10 protein-coding genes are annotated in these 13,823 nt (G+C 48.6%); all 10 read right to left on the reverse strand.

Features of this window, described 5'->3' with window-relative positions; all coding sequences use genetic code 11:
* Positions 1-58 precede the first annotated feature (58 nt).
* Positions 59-2,083, reverse strand: coding sequence for a glycosyltransferase family 2 protein (locus ACTRDR_RS12250; protein WP_440527829.1), 2,025 nt, complete (start codon positions 2,081-2,083; stop codon positions 59-61).
* A gap of 13 nt (positions 2,084-2,096) precedes the next feature.
* Positions 2,097-4,169: an SAM-dependent methyltransferase gene (locus tag ACTRDR_RS12255; protein WP_440527831.1), complete on the reverse strand. Its 2,073-nt coding sequence runs from the start codon at positions 4,167-4,169 to the stop codon at positions 2,097-2,099.
* Between the two features lie 3 nt (positions 4,170-4,172).
* Positions 4,173-5,522 carry a Wzt carbohydrate-binding domain-containing protein gene (locus tag ACTRDR_RS12260; protein ID WP_176865945.1) on the reverse strand — a complete coding sequence of 450 codons (1,350 nt, stop codon included), beginning with the start codon at positions 5,520-5,522 and terminating at the stop codon, positions 4,173-4,175.
* 6 nt (positions 5,523-5,528) lie between these two features.
* The gene (locus ACTRDR_RS12265) at positions 5,529-7,052 is read right to left on the reverse strand and encodes a DUF6056 family protein (RefSeq protein WP_440527833.1); all 1,524 of its coding nucleotides are present in this window, start codon (positions 7,050-7,052) and stop codon (positions 5,529-5,531) included.
* Between the two features lie 19 nt (positions 7,053-7,071).
* Positions 7,072-8,571: a hypothetical protein gene (locus ACTRDR_RS12270; RefSeq protein WP_440527835.1), complete on the reverse strand. Its 1,500-nt coding sequence runs from the start codon at positions 8,569-8,571 to the stop codon at positions 7,072-7,074.
* Between the two features lie 22 nt (positions 8,572-8,593).
* On the reverse strand, positions 8,594-9,598 hold the full coding sequence (locus ACTRDR_RS12275) for an ABC transporter permease (protein ID WP_176865950.1): 1,005 nt from the start codon (positions 9,596-9,598) through the stop codon (positions 8,594-8,596).
* Positions 9,573-10,157: a dTDP-4-dehydrorhamnose 3,5-epimerase gene (gene rfbC, locus ACTRDR_RS12280; protein WP_176865952.1), complete on the reverse strand. Its 585-nt coding sequence runs from the start codon at positions 10,155-10,157 to the stop codon at positions 9,573-9,575. Before rfbC ends, ACTRDR_RS12275 begins: the two co-directional genes overlap by 26 nt.
* 32 nt (positions 10,158-10,189) lie before the next feature.
* The gene (locus ACTRDR_RS12285; protein WP_440527836.1) at positions 10,190-11,488 is read right to left on the reverse strand and encodes a glycoside hydrolase family 25 protein; all 1,299 of its coding nucleotides are present in this window, start codon (positions 11,486-11,488) and stop codon (positions 10,190-10,192) included.
* Positions 11,478-12,347 (reverse strand): glucose-1-phosphate thymidylyltransferase RfbA, encoded by an 870-nt coding sequence (gene rfbA, locus ACTRDR_RS12290; RefSeq protein ID WP_176865956.1) that lies wholly within the window; start codon positions 12,345-12,347, stop codon positions 11,478-11,480. Before rfbA ends, ACTRDR_RS12285 begins: the two co-directional genes overlap by 11 nt.
* A gap of 78 nt (positions 12,348-12,425) precedes the next feature.
* Positions 12,426-13,511 (reverse strand): dTDP-glucose 4,6-dehydratase, encoded by a 1,086-nt coding sequence (rfbB, locus tag ACTRDR_RS12295; RefSeq protein ID WP_440527838.1) that lies wholly within the window; start codon positions 13,509-13,511, stop codon positions 12,426-12,428.
* Between the last annotated feature and the right edge of the window lie 312 nt (positions 13,512-13,823).

Here is a 13,823-nt window from a genome sequence, read left to right on the forward strand (position 1 = left end):
GTTTCCTCCGCGACATGTTTTCGCATTCACTTACATTTCTGCAGCAGCATATCCTGTTCTATTCTTCCGGTGCAGATTTTTCCACTACCATATATTTCCCCGTATCATTCCACAATCGCAGCTTGCTGACACGGTTCACAGCCAGCACTGCAATATGATAAGTTCCTACAGGAAGATGTTCCCCGGCGCGGCTGACGCAGAAACCTCCCAGGGCCACATTTTTCTGGTCCGGAAGATTCTCCTCCAGTTCCTGCCTATATGCTGGTAAAATATTCATGGTCCATGCCTTCCGGTCCGCCTCCCGCTGTCCCTGCGTATCTTCGGGAAACAATACTAAAAATTTATCATAACATGCGTTATCGTCTCCCAGGATCACACTGTACCCCTGGATCCGCTCCGGTCCTGCGGTTTCCACCCGTGCCATCAGGCAGTCATCCTGTCTTGCATTTTCCAGAAGCTCCTGCCTGCTCTCACATTGCCATGCCGGCTCCTGTAAAAGATTCCGGTCCGTAAGATATGCCGGAACCACACGACTGTCCAATCCTTCCCGGTTCAGTCCCATAGGGTAAAAAGGATCCACTCCGCGGAACTGAGGATGCATCTGGTAAAGCAGTTCTCTCTCTTCCGTCAGGCGTCGCATTTTCTCTGGACTTTCGTCGCTTCCGCGGCTCAGGGATTCATGATGATACGCAAAACAGTCATTCAGCACAACATTAAAATATCCCATCTCCACCAGACGAAAACCCAGATCCACATCATTATAGGCCACCCGCAGTGCCTCACGGAATCCACCCGTCTCCCGGAACACCTCTGTCCTTATCAGCAGACAGGCACCCGTCACTGCCACGCAATTCAGATCAAAGCAATTTCTGCCAAAATAATAAGACTTATCGTCTTCCATGAACTGGAGCTTATGCACCGGTCCCACCGGCAGATTGACAATACCGTCGTGTTGTATTTTCACAGAATCCGGATAATACAGCTTTAGTCCCACGCTTCCCACATAAGGCTGCATGGCGCGGATCACCATTTTGTCCAGCCAGTCATTGCCGCACACTTCTATATCATCATTTAAAAACAGCAAAAACTTTCCTTCTGCCAGTTCAGCTCCCCGGTTGCACATCGCTGAAAAATTAAATTCCGCCGGTTCATAAATATAACGGACAGGGACACCACCTTCCCGGATCCGTCCGATCAGTTCTTCCGTTTTTTGCTTATTTCCCGCACTGCTTCCGTTATCCACCAGCAAAATTTCAACAGGGATCCTGCTCTCAGACCTTCTCGTTAGGGAACGCAGGCACTTCTCCAGTATCTCCGGATTATCTTTGGAGGGAATGATCACCGAGACTTTAAGCTCTCCTGCGAACAACTCTTTGGCACCTTCCGCCGCCCTGGAGGCCAGTTCCACCGCCAGCTGCGGTGACTCCTTCGTCTGCTGGTAATTTTCCCAGGGAGTGCACTCCCGGCTGTCCCGGTCTGCACGTGCATCTGGTCCCTGGATTCCTATTCCGTCTGCAGAAAAAGTTCCATGGAACAACACGGTTTCCATATGACCGATGGAATGGCAATCTCTCTCGAACCCTCCGGCTCCCAAAAACAGGCGATCCATCAGCGACCGGATCTCTCCGGCATCTGTAAAAAGAATTTCCTTTCCGGTGCTCTCGTTCTCCGTCACGACCGGATTTTCTCCCATTCTCTGCAGTAGACTGCTCCGTACCGCAACGACACTTCCCACATAGAAAAAGGCTCTGTACAGATCCGGTGACCAACAGGGTTTGTACCAGGGAATGCAACGCTCTCCCTTCTCATTCATCAGGTCTTCATCACCGTAGACGATTTCTGCTTCCGGATGCCTTGCAAAATACGCGTTGATCCACTCTGTCGCATTATCTGCCAGCCGTCCCGCCGCCTGTCGGAAAATGACGAATTCCACAAGTTCCGCGATTTCCCGGGGTTCCGCGATTTCCCGGTCCTGCTCCGATGCCCACTGTTCGTAAGTCACCCGAAGCCGGCTTAACTCAGCTTCATATTTTTTATCCTGTTGTCTGACAAGTATCTGCTTTACTGCGGTCCGAATGCCCAAGCTTTACGTCTCCTTAGAAAAATTTTTTCACTGCCCCCGCCATATCCTGTGCCATGGCAGGAGGAATCGGCACGATCTCCATTTTTACAGATAAACTGTTGTCCGCCTGACGGTTCAGGGCATCCACACGAACGGTCATATTCGGATCCTCCGTGGGGAATACAATGCTGGGATACTCCGCACCGTCTGCGGATTTTACTATTTTTCCGTTGGTGAAAAATACCTTTTTCTCCTGCAGTGGTACCGGCTGTCCGTTCAATGTAAGCTCCCGCACCTTGCACATGCAGGAACACATGGCGGGATCTATCCGTAGGGAATGCACATTGCCGTCAAAATGCACCGTGAAGAACGCCAGCTTTTCCTCTGCATAGACATTCTCCGGGAAATAAGAATTTTCCTCAGAAAATCCCTGTCCCTTGTCTTCGTAGATCTGTACTCTCAGTTCTCCCTCCGACTGACGGAAACGCCCGATCCATTCGGTGGGTTTATAGATTTCGCCGCCTAAGAGGTTCCGGATCTCGCCCATCGACAATTTCTGTCCGGTGACATATTTCTGGAAGGAGCTCTCCTGCTCTCTGTACTGTCTTGCCTCATTTTCCGTGATGCCCAGACGGTCTAAGATCCGGTCCAGTTCCAACGCATTGCGTCTTTCGTCCTCCAGAACATAACAGTAAATTGCCCGAAACGCCAATGCTTTTGTATCTATGACGCGGTCAAAGGTCCACTCGTAATCAATCAGCGTCCAGTGATCCCCATCCACCAGAATATTGGCAAAGATCAGATCAAAATCCGCTACCGGAACATCCTCCCCGTAGCTTACTCTCTCCAGATACTCCGCAAACAGTTCATGGAATCCCTCTACATCCTGTCTGTCCAGACACTCGTCCATCAGCTCCGACAGAGGTCTTCCGGGTACGAACTCAAATTCCGCGTAAATGGCGCCCTCCTCTTCGCCCAGATGGCAGGTATTAACATCCAGCCGGCTTCCGGCGTAGCGCTTTTTTAATTTTTCGTATGCTTCCGCCATGTGACGCACATGGGCTTCGGCTTCTGTCGTAAGCGGATATTTCCGAACGGCTTTCTTCCCCTCTGTATCTGTAAGGATCTCAGTACGGATCCGGAACTCTTCCGCACGATCGTTGGAATATCTTGCATATTTCAGTTCCAGTGGCTTACCGATGATTGCCATGTAAGAGTTGGAAAATACAGAGAACAGCCCCTCTTCCACGATGCCGTCAAAGGCACTTTTTTCATCAAATAACAACATTCTGTCACGGTCAAAATTCCGCAGATTATTGGACAGTTCTCCCCGTCCCGGAAGATACGCGTCGGAATAGACCGTGGTCATAAATTTATAATCGGGATACGGATAATAGAAACTCCGCTCCCCCACGCCACAGGCATCGAATATTTTCTCCAGTTTTTTCCGGGAAAAGGTACGCACCACACCGCCATTCGGATAATTTTCGATTCCGGAGAACCAGTCTCCCAGATGATCTTCCTTACAGCCGGCGAAATATTTCAGACCGTATTTATTCTCAATGGCAATGACGATCCTGCCCTCCTTCGCCAGGTGCTTTTGCAGAATCTTCAGGAAATCCTCATAAGGCGTCTTACCGCCTATGTAAGCCTGCCCATACTCGAAGACACCGATCAGACAGATATAATCGTAATCGGTAGGCAGATCCGGCTCCACATCTGTAAAATTGCCCACATGGATCGTCACATTCTCACAGTCACTATGGCGGTAGGCATTGATCAGGCTGCGCTTCTTCGAGAGATCCACACAGGTCACCCGGCCTGCTTTTTTCGACAGTGCTCCCGTAATGGCTCCGCAGCCGCTGCCGACCTCCAACACCTTATCCGTTTTTTTCATAGGAAGGAAATCCACGATATTTTCCCGCAGGGCAGACAGATGATATAATACCGGCCATTTTTTTCTCTCCGCAATGATCCGGTCATATTCCACGGTACTGTATTTTTTCACGATCTCTAAGATCTCGTCCTCCACACTGCCGTCGCAATAATAATCCTCTCCGGGATACTTATCCAGATTCAGTGTTACTTTGCCGATGGTCTCTGTCATTCCTTATTTCTCCTCTGCATCCCATACTTTCGTATCGGAATCCATATCATAATAGCCTACGGTATTTTTATCGGATACTACCGTAATATTCAGGGCATCATACAGTCTGTGATAGACCTCGAAGGTATCCTGATTATAGCCGGTCACTCCCAGAGACAGCAGATACTCGCCGCCCTGTAAGTTCATTTTCTGTGTAAAAGTCACATTTTTCACATCACCGGGTTCCACGCTGTCTAAGAACGCTTTCTCGATCATGGTATTGGTGCCGGTGATCTCCACACCGATAACATTTTTCACGGAAAACGCAAAAATCGGTGCCGGAATATGATCCATAAAACGGACGCGCATATGAATAGTGAACATGCTGCCTTTCAGGATTGCATTGGTGGGAACCCCTCTGTCATCCGTAATATAAAATTCCTCGATCTGTGCCTGTTTGGTACCGTATTCCAGTGCGTTGGGGTTCTGTCCCTTCGCCTCCATGGAAACCTCTGCGGCATCTTTAGCAGCGCCATCCGCCTTTTTCGCAGCGGCTCTCTGCAGGTCTTCATCATCCAAGAGATTCCCCGCTTCTCCGCCGGCATTTTCGGATTCATCATACTGACCTACCAGTACCCGCTTGTAGGTGTCGATCATCGCTTTGGGGCTGCCCTCGCCCAGGATATTTCCCTGGTTCAGCAGATAGACGCGGTCGCAGTATTTGCTGATGCTGCTCAGATCATGACTGACGAACACAATGGTCTTGCCCATTTTCTTGAATTCTTCGAATTTGTGATAACATTTAGCCTGGAAAAATACATCGCCGACACTCAGTGCTTCGTCCACGATCAGGATCTCCGGCTCGATGTTAATGGCCACAGCAAAAGCCAGACGGACGAACATACCGCTGGAATAGGTCTTCACCGGCTGATAGACATAATCCCCGATATCTGCAAAGCTTAAAATGTCCGGCAGCTTTGCCTCGATCTCTTTTTCGGAGAATCCCATCATAGTACCGTTCAGATACACATTCTCGATGCCGTTATATTCCATATTGAACCCGGCACCCAGTTCAAGCAATGCGGAAATACGCCCGTTGACCAGCACTCTTCCCGAAGTCGGGTTCAGTACGCCGGTGATGATCTTCAGGATCGTGGATTTACCGGAACCGTTGGTACCGATGATGCCCACGGTTTCCCCCTGATAGATCTTCATATCCACACCCTTCAGGGCATAATGCAGCTTGTGTTTTGTCTTTTTCCCGAAGCCGAAGGCTTCCTTCATCCGATCCGAAGGCTTGTCATATAGTTTATAGATTTTCTGGACATTATCGACCTCGATCGCCAGTTTTCTCTTATCCTGCTTGTCCTGCATAAATTTCTAATCCTCGCTTATCAGCGTTACGCTGTCTTTGCCGTACCACATTGCCAGGGAACGATTGGCTTCATTATTCGCATCCTCGGAAATATCCCCCATGCATAAAAACCAGGGTTGGAACCGGTATGCCGGCAGGTGGACATTCTTAGCATTGCCCGACAATCTCTTCACCCGCTCCAGATACTCCTGATGGAAATTATAGGCTTCTCCGGTGTGTACATAATAATAAGCGCCGTAAGAAGAATAATGTCCCGCCTGATTGGGGGATGCCTTAAAAATCATAAGACACATCACACCGATGATCCCATAGAACCACCAGACCGCAGCACCTTTTCGTGCAAGCAGCTTCTGTGCGGTTTTCTCTGTTCTTTTTTCCAGTACCTGTCTAAGCCAGCCGCACCAGTAGATCTCGTTTAAAAATAACAACATGAAATACGTAATTTTTACCGCATTCAGAGTTCTGGACAAGCCGGCATGTCCCAGGGAATACAGGCTTGGCGTATAGCCGGTGGCATACAGGCCAAAGGACCAGGCAAGTACGATCCCGGGATAACGGAACCGGTAATCCGTACTTTTCACTGCCTGCCAGATCAGGGGCACCAACAATAACATCACCGTCAGTACTACCAGACCGGTATACTCCGGAATGTGTTTCACGGCTTCCAAAAAGGATCTGCCGATGGACTCTAACGGTCCAAAACCCCAACCGATATAGCTCTGTGCCCGCACGGAGTTGCCGGGAGCTGCCACATTCAGTCCGAAACCTATGATATATACCGCCGTAGCAGGGAGAAGCCAAAGTCCGCATTTCCGACGCTCCAGTACGACACGGACAAGCAGGATCGTCACCAGGCACAGCAGTCCCTGAAGTGCTGTCACGAAGTTGCTCCCCGCCGTAATCATGGCAAGCAGAACCGATGCAGTGAATAACAGTCCTTTCGCCGTTCTGCCCTCTGCTCTCTCCAGGCAGATAGACACAGCCAGAAACAACAGTCCTAAGCCATGCATTCCCACATAATGAATTCCGCCGTTATACCAGTAAAAACCGCTCTGCGCGGAATAGATAAACATAAATTGTGCTGTGGTGATCACCGCCTGGATCGCCAGGCTGATCCATTTCTCCATTCCGAAGACTTTCCGCAGGATCACGTGGGTAAATACCATGCTTCCCGCCAAAAGCAATAACAGAATGAACACCGGTCCCAGAAAGTAATACTGTTCTCCCCAGATTGCCGGCATTAAGGTCATGAAAAAAATAGAAGAATAGGTTCCCTGCCATGCATACCACTGGGTTCTGGAACACTCCAGTGCGCCCAAGATCGCCGCCCATTTCGACTGCTCCTGTTCCATGGCAGCTCTGGCAAATCTTCCAAAGTTATAGTCGTCATAATAAGGAACAGCATAAATCGTAAGTCGAAACAGCGGGATCAGCGCTGCCAATAGCAGAAGACAGAATCCAATCGCTAAAAGCTTTTCTCCCGGCTTCCATGTCAGTATTTTTTTCCAGTCAACACTTCTGTCTTTCACAAAAATACTCCTCTTATTCCTACTCTGTTGTCGCGACAGAGACGCTTTCCTTTCCATACCATCGTTCCAGCAGATAATTATTTCCCTGATTCGGGAATTGATTTCCATCCCCCACGTAAATCAGCCACGGCTGGTACGCATAGGGTTCAAATACGAGCACTTTTTCCTCTCCTTTTAGTGCATCCAGCCGGTTCAGGAATTGCTGGTGATACATATAGGCGTCCCCTGTGTGTACATAATAGTAAGCACTGTAGCTCACATAAGTTCCCACAGGATTCGGACAGGTCTTAACCACCAGGATCGCCAGCGCGGCAAGTACCGGATAAACCCACCATTTGAAGTTTCCTCTCAGGGAATCCGCAGCTAACACCTTCTTTCCGGCACGCTGTTGCCAGATTGCACCTACCAGGTAAATTTCATTCACTACCAGCAGAACCTGCCACGTAATCTTCACGGCATTCAATGTTCTCGGAACCCCTCCATGTCCCAGAGAATAGAGACTTGAAGTAAATCCGGTAGCATACAGGCACACCGACCACACCGGCAGAAGCCACGGCAGACGAAATCTGAACTTTGTCGTACTCACAAGTTGTAAGATCATCGGCAATAATACCAACATTACAACGATTGTCATCCACCCCGTATACTCCCACATATGAGAAAAAGCTTCTTTAAAAGAAAATAGTATCGCTTGTAACGGAGCCATTCCCGGATTACCCAAAGCTTCCGCTCTTGCTGTATTACCGGGTGCCGCAAGATTTTTATAAAATCCTATACTATATACACAAAATGCCGGGACCAGACGTAACAGACCTTTTATATTACGATGTAACAGCGCACCTGCCACCATGATTGTTAGAAATACCAGAAAGGTCTGTAATGCCGTCACATAGTTACTTCCTGCAACAATCAACGAAAGAATCATGCTGGCTGCGATCAGCAATCCCTTACGTATTCTACCCTTCTTCCCTTCACTCAGGCAGATTAAGGACGCCAACAAAAGCATTGCAAATCCATGCATTCCCACATAATGGATTCCACCGTTGTACCAGAATAACCCTTCCGCAGGATAATACATCAGTTCCACCACCAGTGCCGCTGTCACCGCCTGAATGTACAGACACTGTTGCCATCCTCCCTGCAGTACATCCACCACCAGTGCCTTGACCAGTGCGAATACTCCTCCGATCAAAAGCAGCAGAATAAACAGTAATCCCCAAAAATAATATTGTTCTCCCCAGACTAACGGTACCAGTGACATCAGAAATATGGAAGAATAGGTCCCCTGCCAGGTCCACCAGGTATGCTTTACATTCTCCCACACCCCCATTAATACGCCCGGGAGATTTTTCCCCATAAGGTAACCCAACTTGGCAAAATATCCATAGCCATAATCATCGCTGAAAGGAACTGCATCCCGCATAATACGCACGATCGGCACTAATAATACCAACAGTCCGAGCACCGCTGCACCTGCCAGCAAAGATGCTGATGGTCTCCAGTTTTTCATTTTTTTCATGCAGTTCTCCTTAGTTTCGTTGTTATAATACATCTGCAAAATGCACTTTCAGTCTCTTAAAAATCACAGCTCCCAGTCCAAACAACACCACTGTCACGATCCAGAAATACATCGTGGAGAAGAAATCCTGGAAGAACCACTCCTTCTCATAAATCGCACTGCGGTAACCGTTGACAATATATACCAGCGGATTCAGCTTCAGGATCATGATCCACTTAGGAGACAGTGCATCCAGATTCCACAAAATGGGGGTTGCCCACATGCCGATCTGCAGTCCGATGCTGATGATCTGGGACAGATCCCGGAAAAATACCACTACCGCGCAGGTCGTATAACTCAGCGCCAGCACAAATATAAACAGGCAGAAGCTGTAATACACGATCTGTATCGTATATATGGTCGGATAATAACCGTAGATAGCTGCCACGATCAGTAAGAGGCATACGAAAAATACATGGATAAAAGTAGCCGCAATAATCTTAATGATCGGCAGGATGCTGATCTTAAATACTACTTTTTTTACCAGGTAATTGTATTCCAGCAATGCGTTGGTACCGTTATTCAATGCTTCGCTGAAATAAAACCAGGGCACCAGTCCCGCTGTCAGGAAGAGTACAAAAGGCACTTCCACGCCCTCCCGCAGAGGTGTACTGGTATTTCCCATGATCTTGTCAAATACGATATAATACATTGCTACCGTTACGACCGGCTGTGCCATCGCCCATACCGCGCCCAGGTAAGAACCCGCATATCTCTTTTTAAAATCGTTTTTCGCCAGCTTCCAGATCAGATGTCTATTCTGGAATAACTCTACCGGCAGTCCGGTAAATTTATCATACCAGTGGATAAACGCAAAACATGCCGCCGCAATGACAACGCAGGAGATGATCTTTTTCGTCAGCTCCTGGCTCTGATCCACAGCAGGTCCCGGATTCTTATGGAATACAATGAGCAGAGCCATGATCACTGCCGCTGTCACAAACAGGGCAATGCCTGTCTTCTTACTTATTTTCACACTCTTTTTCATGCTCTTTTTCCTTCATGTACTGTTCCAGGGTGCCCCACTTGGTATCCTTCTCGGACAAAGTCAGCTCCATACCTTCGGGAATGGGCCATTCTACGCCGATATCCGGTGTATTGTAAGCAATGCCGCCCTCGTCATCGGGATGGTAGAAATCGGTACATTTGTAACAGAACTCCGCATAATCGGACAATACCAGAAAACCATGTGCGAAATTCTTCGGAATGAAGAACTGCTTCTTATTCTCTTCAGACAGAAGCACACCGTACCACTGTCCGAAGGTCTTAGAACCTTCCCGCAGATCCACTGCCACATCATATACTTCACCACGGATCACACGCACCAGCTTGTCCTGCGGAAAATGCTTCTGAAAATGAAGACCTCTGAGAACTCCTTTTTTTGATGCAGACTGATTGTCCTGTACAAATACTTCCGGGATTCCCGCAGCCTTGAAATCATTATAATTGTAGGTCTCCATAAAATATCCTCTGGCATCACCGAATACCGTAGGAGTAATAATCTTCAATCCTTCAATTTCACAGGTTTCTACTGTTATTTTGCCCATTTATCTCATCCTCACTCTTTTTAATTTATTGACTATTCATAGGTGATATTCATATCAACTCTGCCTTCGATACCGTCCACTTTTCCCTTGGAGGTATACTGCCAGGTCTTGTAATACCCCTGATATAATGGCACACTGCGATATTCCGCCAGCCAGATATGATAATTTTCCAGTCTCGCCGTCTGCAGATTATTGTTATACCAATTGCGGCTGGCATAGACACCTGCCTTGTATCCCGCATTTTCTATCGTCCGGCAGAACGCTTCACATACCAGGGTTCTGGTCTCCGCATCCAGTCCGTCCGCCCGGCCGTTTCCTCCAGCACCTTCCGTATCAATAAATACGGGATAGGTCAGTTGGAAATCACGGATCAGCTCAAGCACGGCAGAAGCCTCTTCCACCGCTTCTTTCTCATCTGTGGCCTGGGTAAAAAAGTACACGCCCACCGGAATTCCGGCTGCTGTTGCACCTTTCATGTTGGCAACGAACTGTGGATCCTCCACCAGGCTTCCCGTAACCGAACCGCGGTAGCCCGCACGAACGATGGCAAACTGCACTCCGGCATTTTTTACCTTATCCCAGTCGATGGTATTGTTCCACTTGGACACATCGATGCCGACCTTCGCATTGCCGGATGTGGTCTGCAGCTTTTGGATCTCCGTCTTGTCCGCATCCGCCAGAGCACCTGCCACGGCGCTGTCCTCGGCAGCCGCATCGACTTCGTCCTCCGTCTTGATCAACAGCGAAATATCGTCGATCGCCAGATACTCGACTTTGTCTTTTACATGCACTTTGGTCTCACTGACCGGTACTTTGTAGCCTTCGATGGGAAGCAGTTCCACATAATAATCTCCGGAATCCAGATCACCGATATAGATCACGCCGTCCTGATCCAGATCCTTGTAGTCTCCCATGCCGTCCAAACGCACATAAAAGCTCTCCCCGGTCACCGGCGTCCCCTCATTATCCACGATCTGGATACGCAGATCCTTTTCGATAGAAGTCGCTACCAGTGACAGACGGTTGCTGTTATCCTTCGCCGCCTCCAGGACCGGGTTTACTTCCTGATCAAAAAATGTATTGTCTTTTAAAAACGCTTTCAGGTCATTGCCAATTCTGCCATCCGCTTCCGCGGTATCCGTCTCCCCGGTACCCTCCGGCACAGGATCCACTGCCTGGCTGTCACTTGCATTCTGCGCTCCGGACGCTGTCATGTTCTCACCGGATGTGGATGACAGTTGTTCCCTGTTCACATACATTACCGCCAGCGCCACCAGCAGTATCACTGCCATGGAAGCCAGGATCGCCATTTTCCGCAGCTTAGAGTCCATTTGCTACCTCTACCAGATATTTTCCGTAATTCGTCTTAAGAAGCGGTTCCGCCAGTGCTAACAGCTGCTCTCTGTCGATAAATCCACGTTTGAAAGCGATCTCCTCGATGCAGGAGATATACAGTCCCTGTCTCTTCTGGAAGGCTGCCACGAAATCCGCTGCATCCAGTAAAGCATCATGATTGCCGGTATCCAGCCATGCAAAGCCACGACCCAGAGTTTCTACCTGCAGGGTTCCTCTGTTCAGGTACTCGTTATTAATACTGGTGATCTCGATCTCACCTCTTGCGGAGGGCTTTACGTTCTTCGCGATCTCCACTACATCGTTATCATAGAAATACAGTCCGGGAACCGCATAATTGCTCTTGGGATGCTCCGGCTTCTCCTCGATGGAAAGTGCCTTGCCGTTCTCATCGAACTCTACCACGCCATACTCTCTGGGATCACGCACATAATAACCGAAAATGGTAGCTCCCTTTTCTCTTGCTGCTACGGTACGCAGTACTCTGGAGAAGCTCTGTCCGTAGAAAATATTATCTCCCAACACCAACGCTACTCTGTCATTACCGATGAATTCCGCACCGATGATAAAGGCATCCGCCAGTCCGCGGGGTTTGTCCTGTACCGCATACTCGAGACGCATGCCCAGCTGGCTGCCGTCTCCTAATAACTCTTTGAATACCGGAAGATCTCTCGGGGTGGAAATGATCAGCACCTCTCTGATATCTGCCAGCATCAGTGTTGACAGCGGATAATAGATCATGGGTTTATCGTAGACCGGCATGATCTGCTTGGATATTGCTTTTGTCAGGGGATAAAGTCTGGTTCCGGAACCTCCCGCCAGTATAATTCCTTTCATAAAAACCTCCTTAAAATACTTGTTTTTTAACACACCGAATGGGAACGACGTTCATCGTTCCCATTTAGCAGATATTCTTTACTTTTCTTCATACATTTCATTGTAGTATTTCTGGTAATCGCCACTGGTCACATTGTTCATCCAGTCTTCATGTTCGAAATACCAGGCGATGGTCTTACGGATGCCTTCCTTGAACATGGTCTCGGGATACCAGCCGATCTCTGCCTTGATCTTATCCGGCGCGATAGCATATCTTCTGTCATGACCCTTACGATCTTCCACATAAGTGATCAGATCATTGTTAATATGTGCCTTGCGGGGATCGGAATCCGGAAGCATCTCCTGCAAAGTTTCGATGATGATGTGGATGATCTCAATGTTCTGCTTCTCGTTATGTCCGCCAACATTGTAGGTTTCAAACAATCTTCCCTGTTCCTGTACCATATCGATCGCCTTCGCATGATCCTCTACATACAGCCAGTCGCGGACATTTTTGCCATCACCATAGACCGGAAGCTTCTTGCCGTGCAGCGCATTGTTGATGATCAGAGGAATCAGCTTCTCGGGGAACTGGAAAGGACCGTAATTGTTGGAGCAGTTGGTGATATTGGCAGGGAAATGATAGGTATCCATGTATGCCTTCACCAGCATGTCCGAGCTTGCCTTACTGGCAGAGTAAGGGCTGTGGGGATCGTAAGGTGTGGTCTCGTAGAAGAAAGCATTGTCATCATCGGGAAGGGATCCGTAGACCTCATCCGTAGATACATGCAGGAACTTTTTGCCTTCCTTGAAGCTGCCGTCTGGAAGCTCCCAAGCTGCCTTGGCGCAGTTTAACATTACTGCGGTACCCAGCACGTTGGTCTGCACGAAGATCTCCGGATTGCGGATACTTCTGTCCACATGGCTCTCTGCTGCGAAATGTACCACACGATCAATATCGTTCTCTGCAAAAATTTTGCTGATGGCTTCCTTGTCGCAGATATTGGCCTTCACGAAAGTGTAATTGTCGCGCTTCTCCACATCCTTCAGATTCTCCAGGTTGCCCGCATAGGTCAGGGCGTCCACGTTAATGATGCGGATCTCATTGTCATATTTCCTGAACATGTAGTGAATGTAGTTGGAACCGATAAAGCCGGCACCACCTGTTACCAGATAAGTTCTCATTTTTTCTCCGTTCTGCGCAAAGAGCGCATTTTTGCTATAGATAGGGATATTTTACCATAAAATAAAGGGGATATCAACACGGCTTCTCCGCACTTCGTGCTCTCGAACCCGTGACACCCATTCGCATTCCGGGCTTCGCCCTACTTGCTCATGTGTGTTTGATTTGCTAATAAAGCCCCAGACCCGCCTGCAAGCAGTCGGTCTGGCTGTTCTTTGTTAATATTAACACGGCTTCTGCGCACTTCGTGCTCTCGAATCCGTGACACCCATTCGCATTCCGGGCTTCGCCCTACTTGCTCATGTGTGTTTGAT

Origin of the sequence: Simiaoa sp., from assembly GCF_051972595.1 — a bacterium.
GTDB lineage: Bacteria > Bacillota > Clostridia > Lachnospirales > Lachnospiraceae > Acetatifactor > Acetatifactor hominis.

Bases quoted from the DNA above. Each gene is read 5' to 3' on its own strand.
- ACTRDR_RS12275 (WP_176865950.1), bottom strand. From the start codon at position 9,598: ATGAAAAAGAGTGTGAAAATAAGTAAGAAGACAGGCATTGCCCTGTTT.
- ACTRDR_RS12260 (WP_176865945.1), bottom strand. From the start codon at position 5,522: ATGCAGGACAAGCAGGATAAGAGAAAACTGGCGATCGAGGTCGATAAT.
- ACTRDR_RS12285 (WP_440527836.1), bottom strand. From the start codon at position 11,488: ATGGACTCTAAGCTGCGGAAAATGGCGATCCTGGCTTCCATGGCAGTG.
- ACTRDR_RS12255 (WP_440527831.1), bottom strand. From the start codon at position 4,169: ATGACAGAGACCATCGGCAAAGTAACACTGAATCTGGATAAGTATCCC.
- rfbA (WP_176865956.1), bottom strand. From the start codon at position 12,347: ATGAAAGGAATTATACTGGCGGGAGGTTCCGGAACCAGACTTTATCCC.
- rfbB (WP_440527838.1), bottom strand. From the start codon at position 13,511: ATGAGAACTTATCTGGTAACAGGTGGTGCCGGCTTTATCGGTTCCAAC.
- rfbC (WP_176865952.1), bottom strand. From the start codon at position 10,157: ATGGGCAAAATAACAGTAGAAACCTGTGAAATTGAAGGATTGAAGATT.
- ACTRDR_RS12270 (WP_440527835.1), bottom strand. From the start codon at position 8,571: ATGAAAAAAATGAAAAACTGGAGACCATCAGCATCTTTGCTGGCAGGT.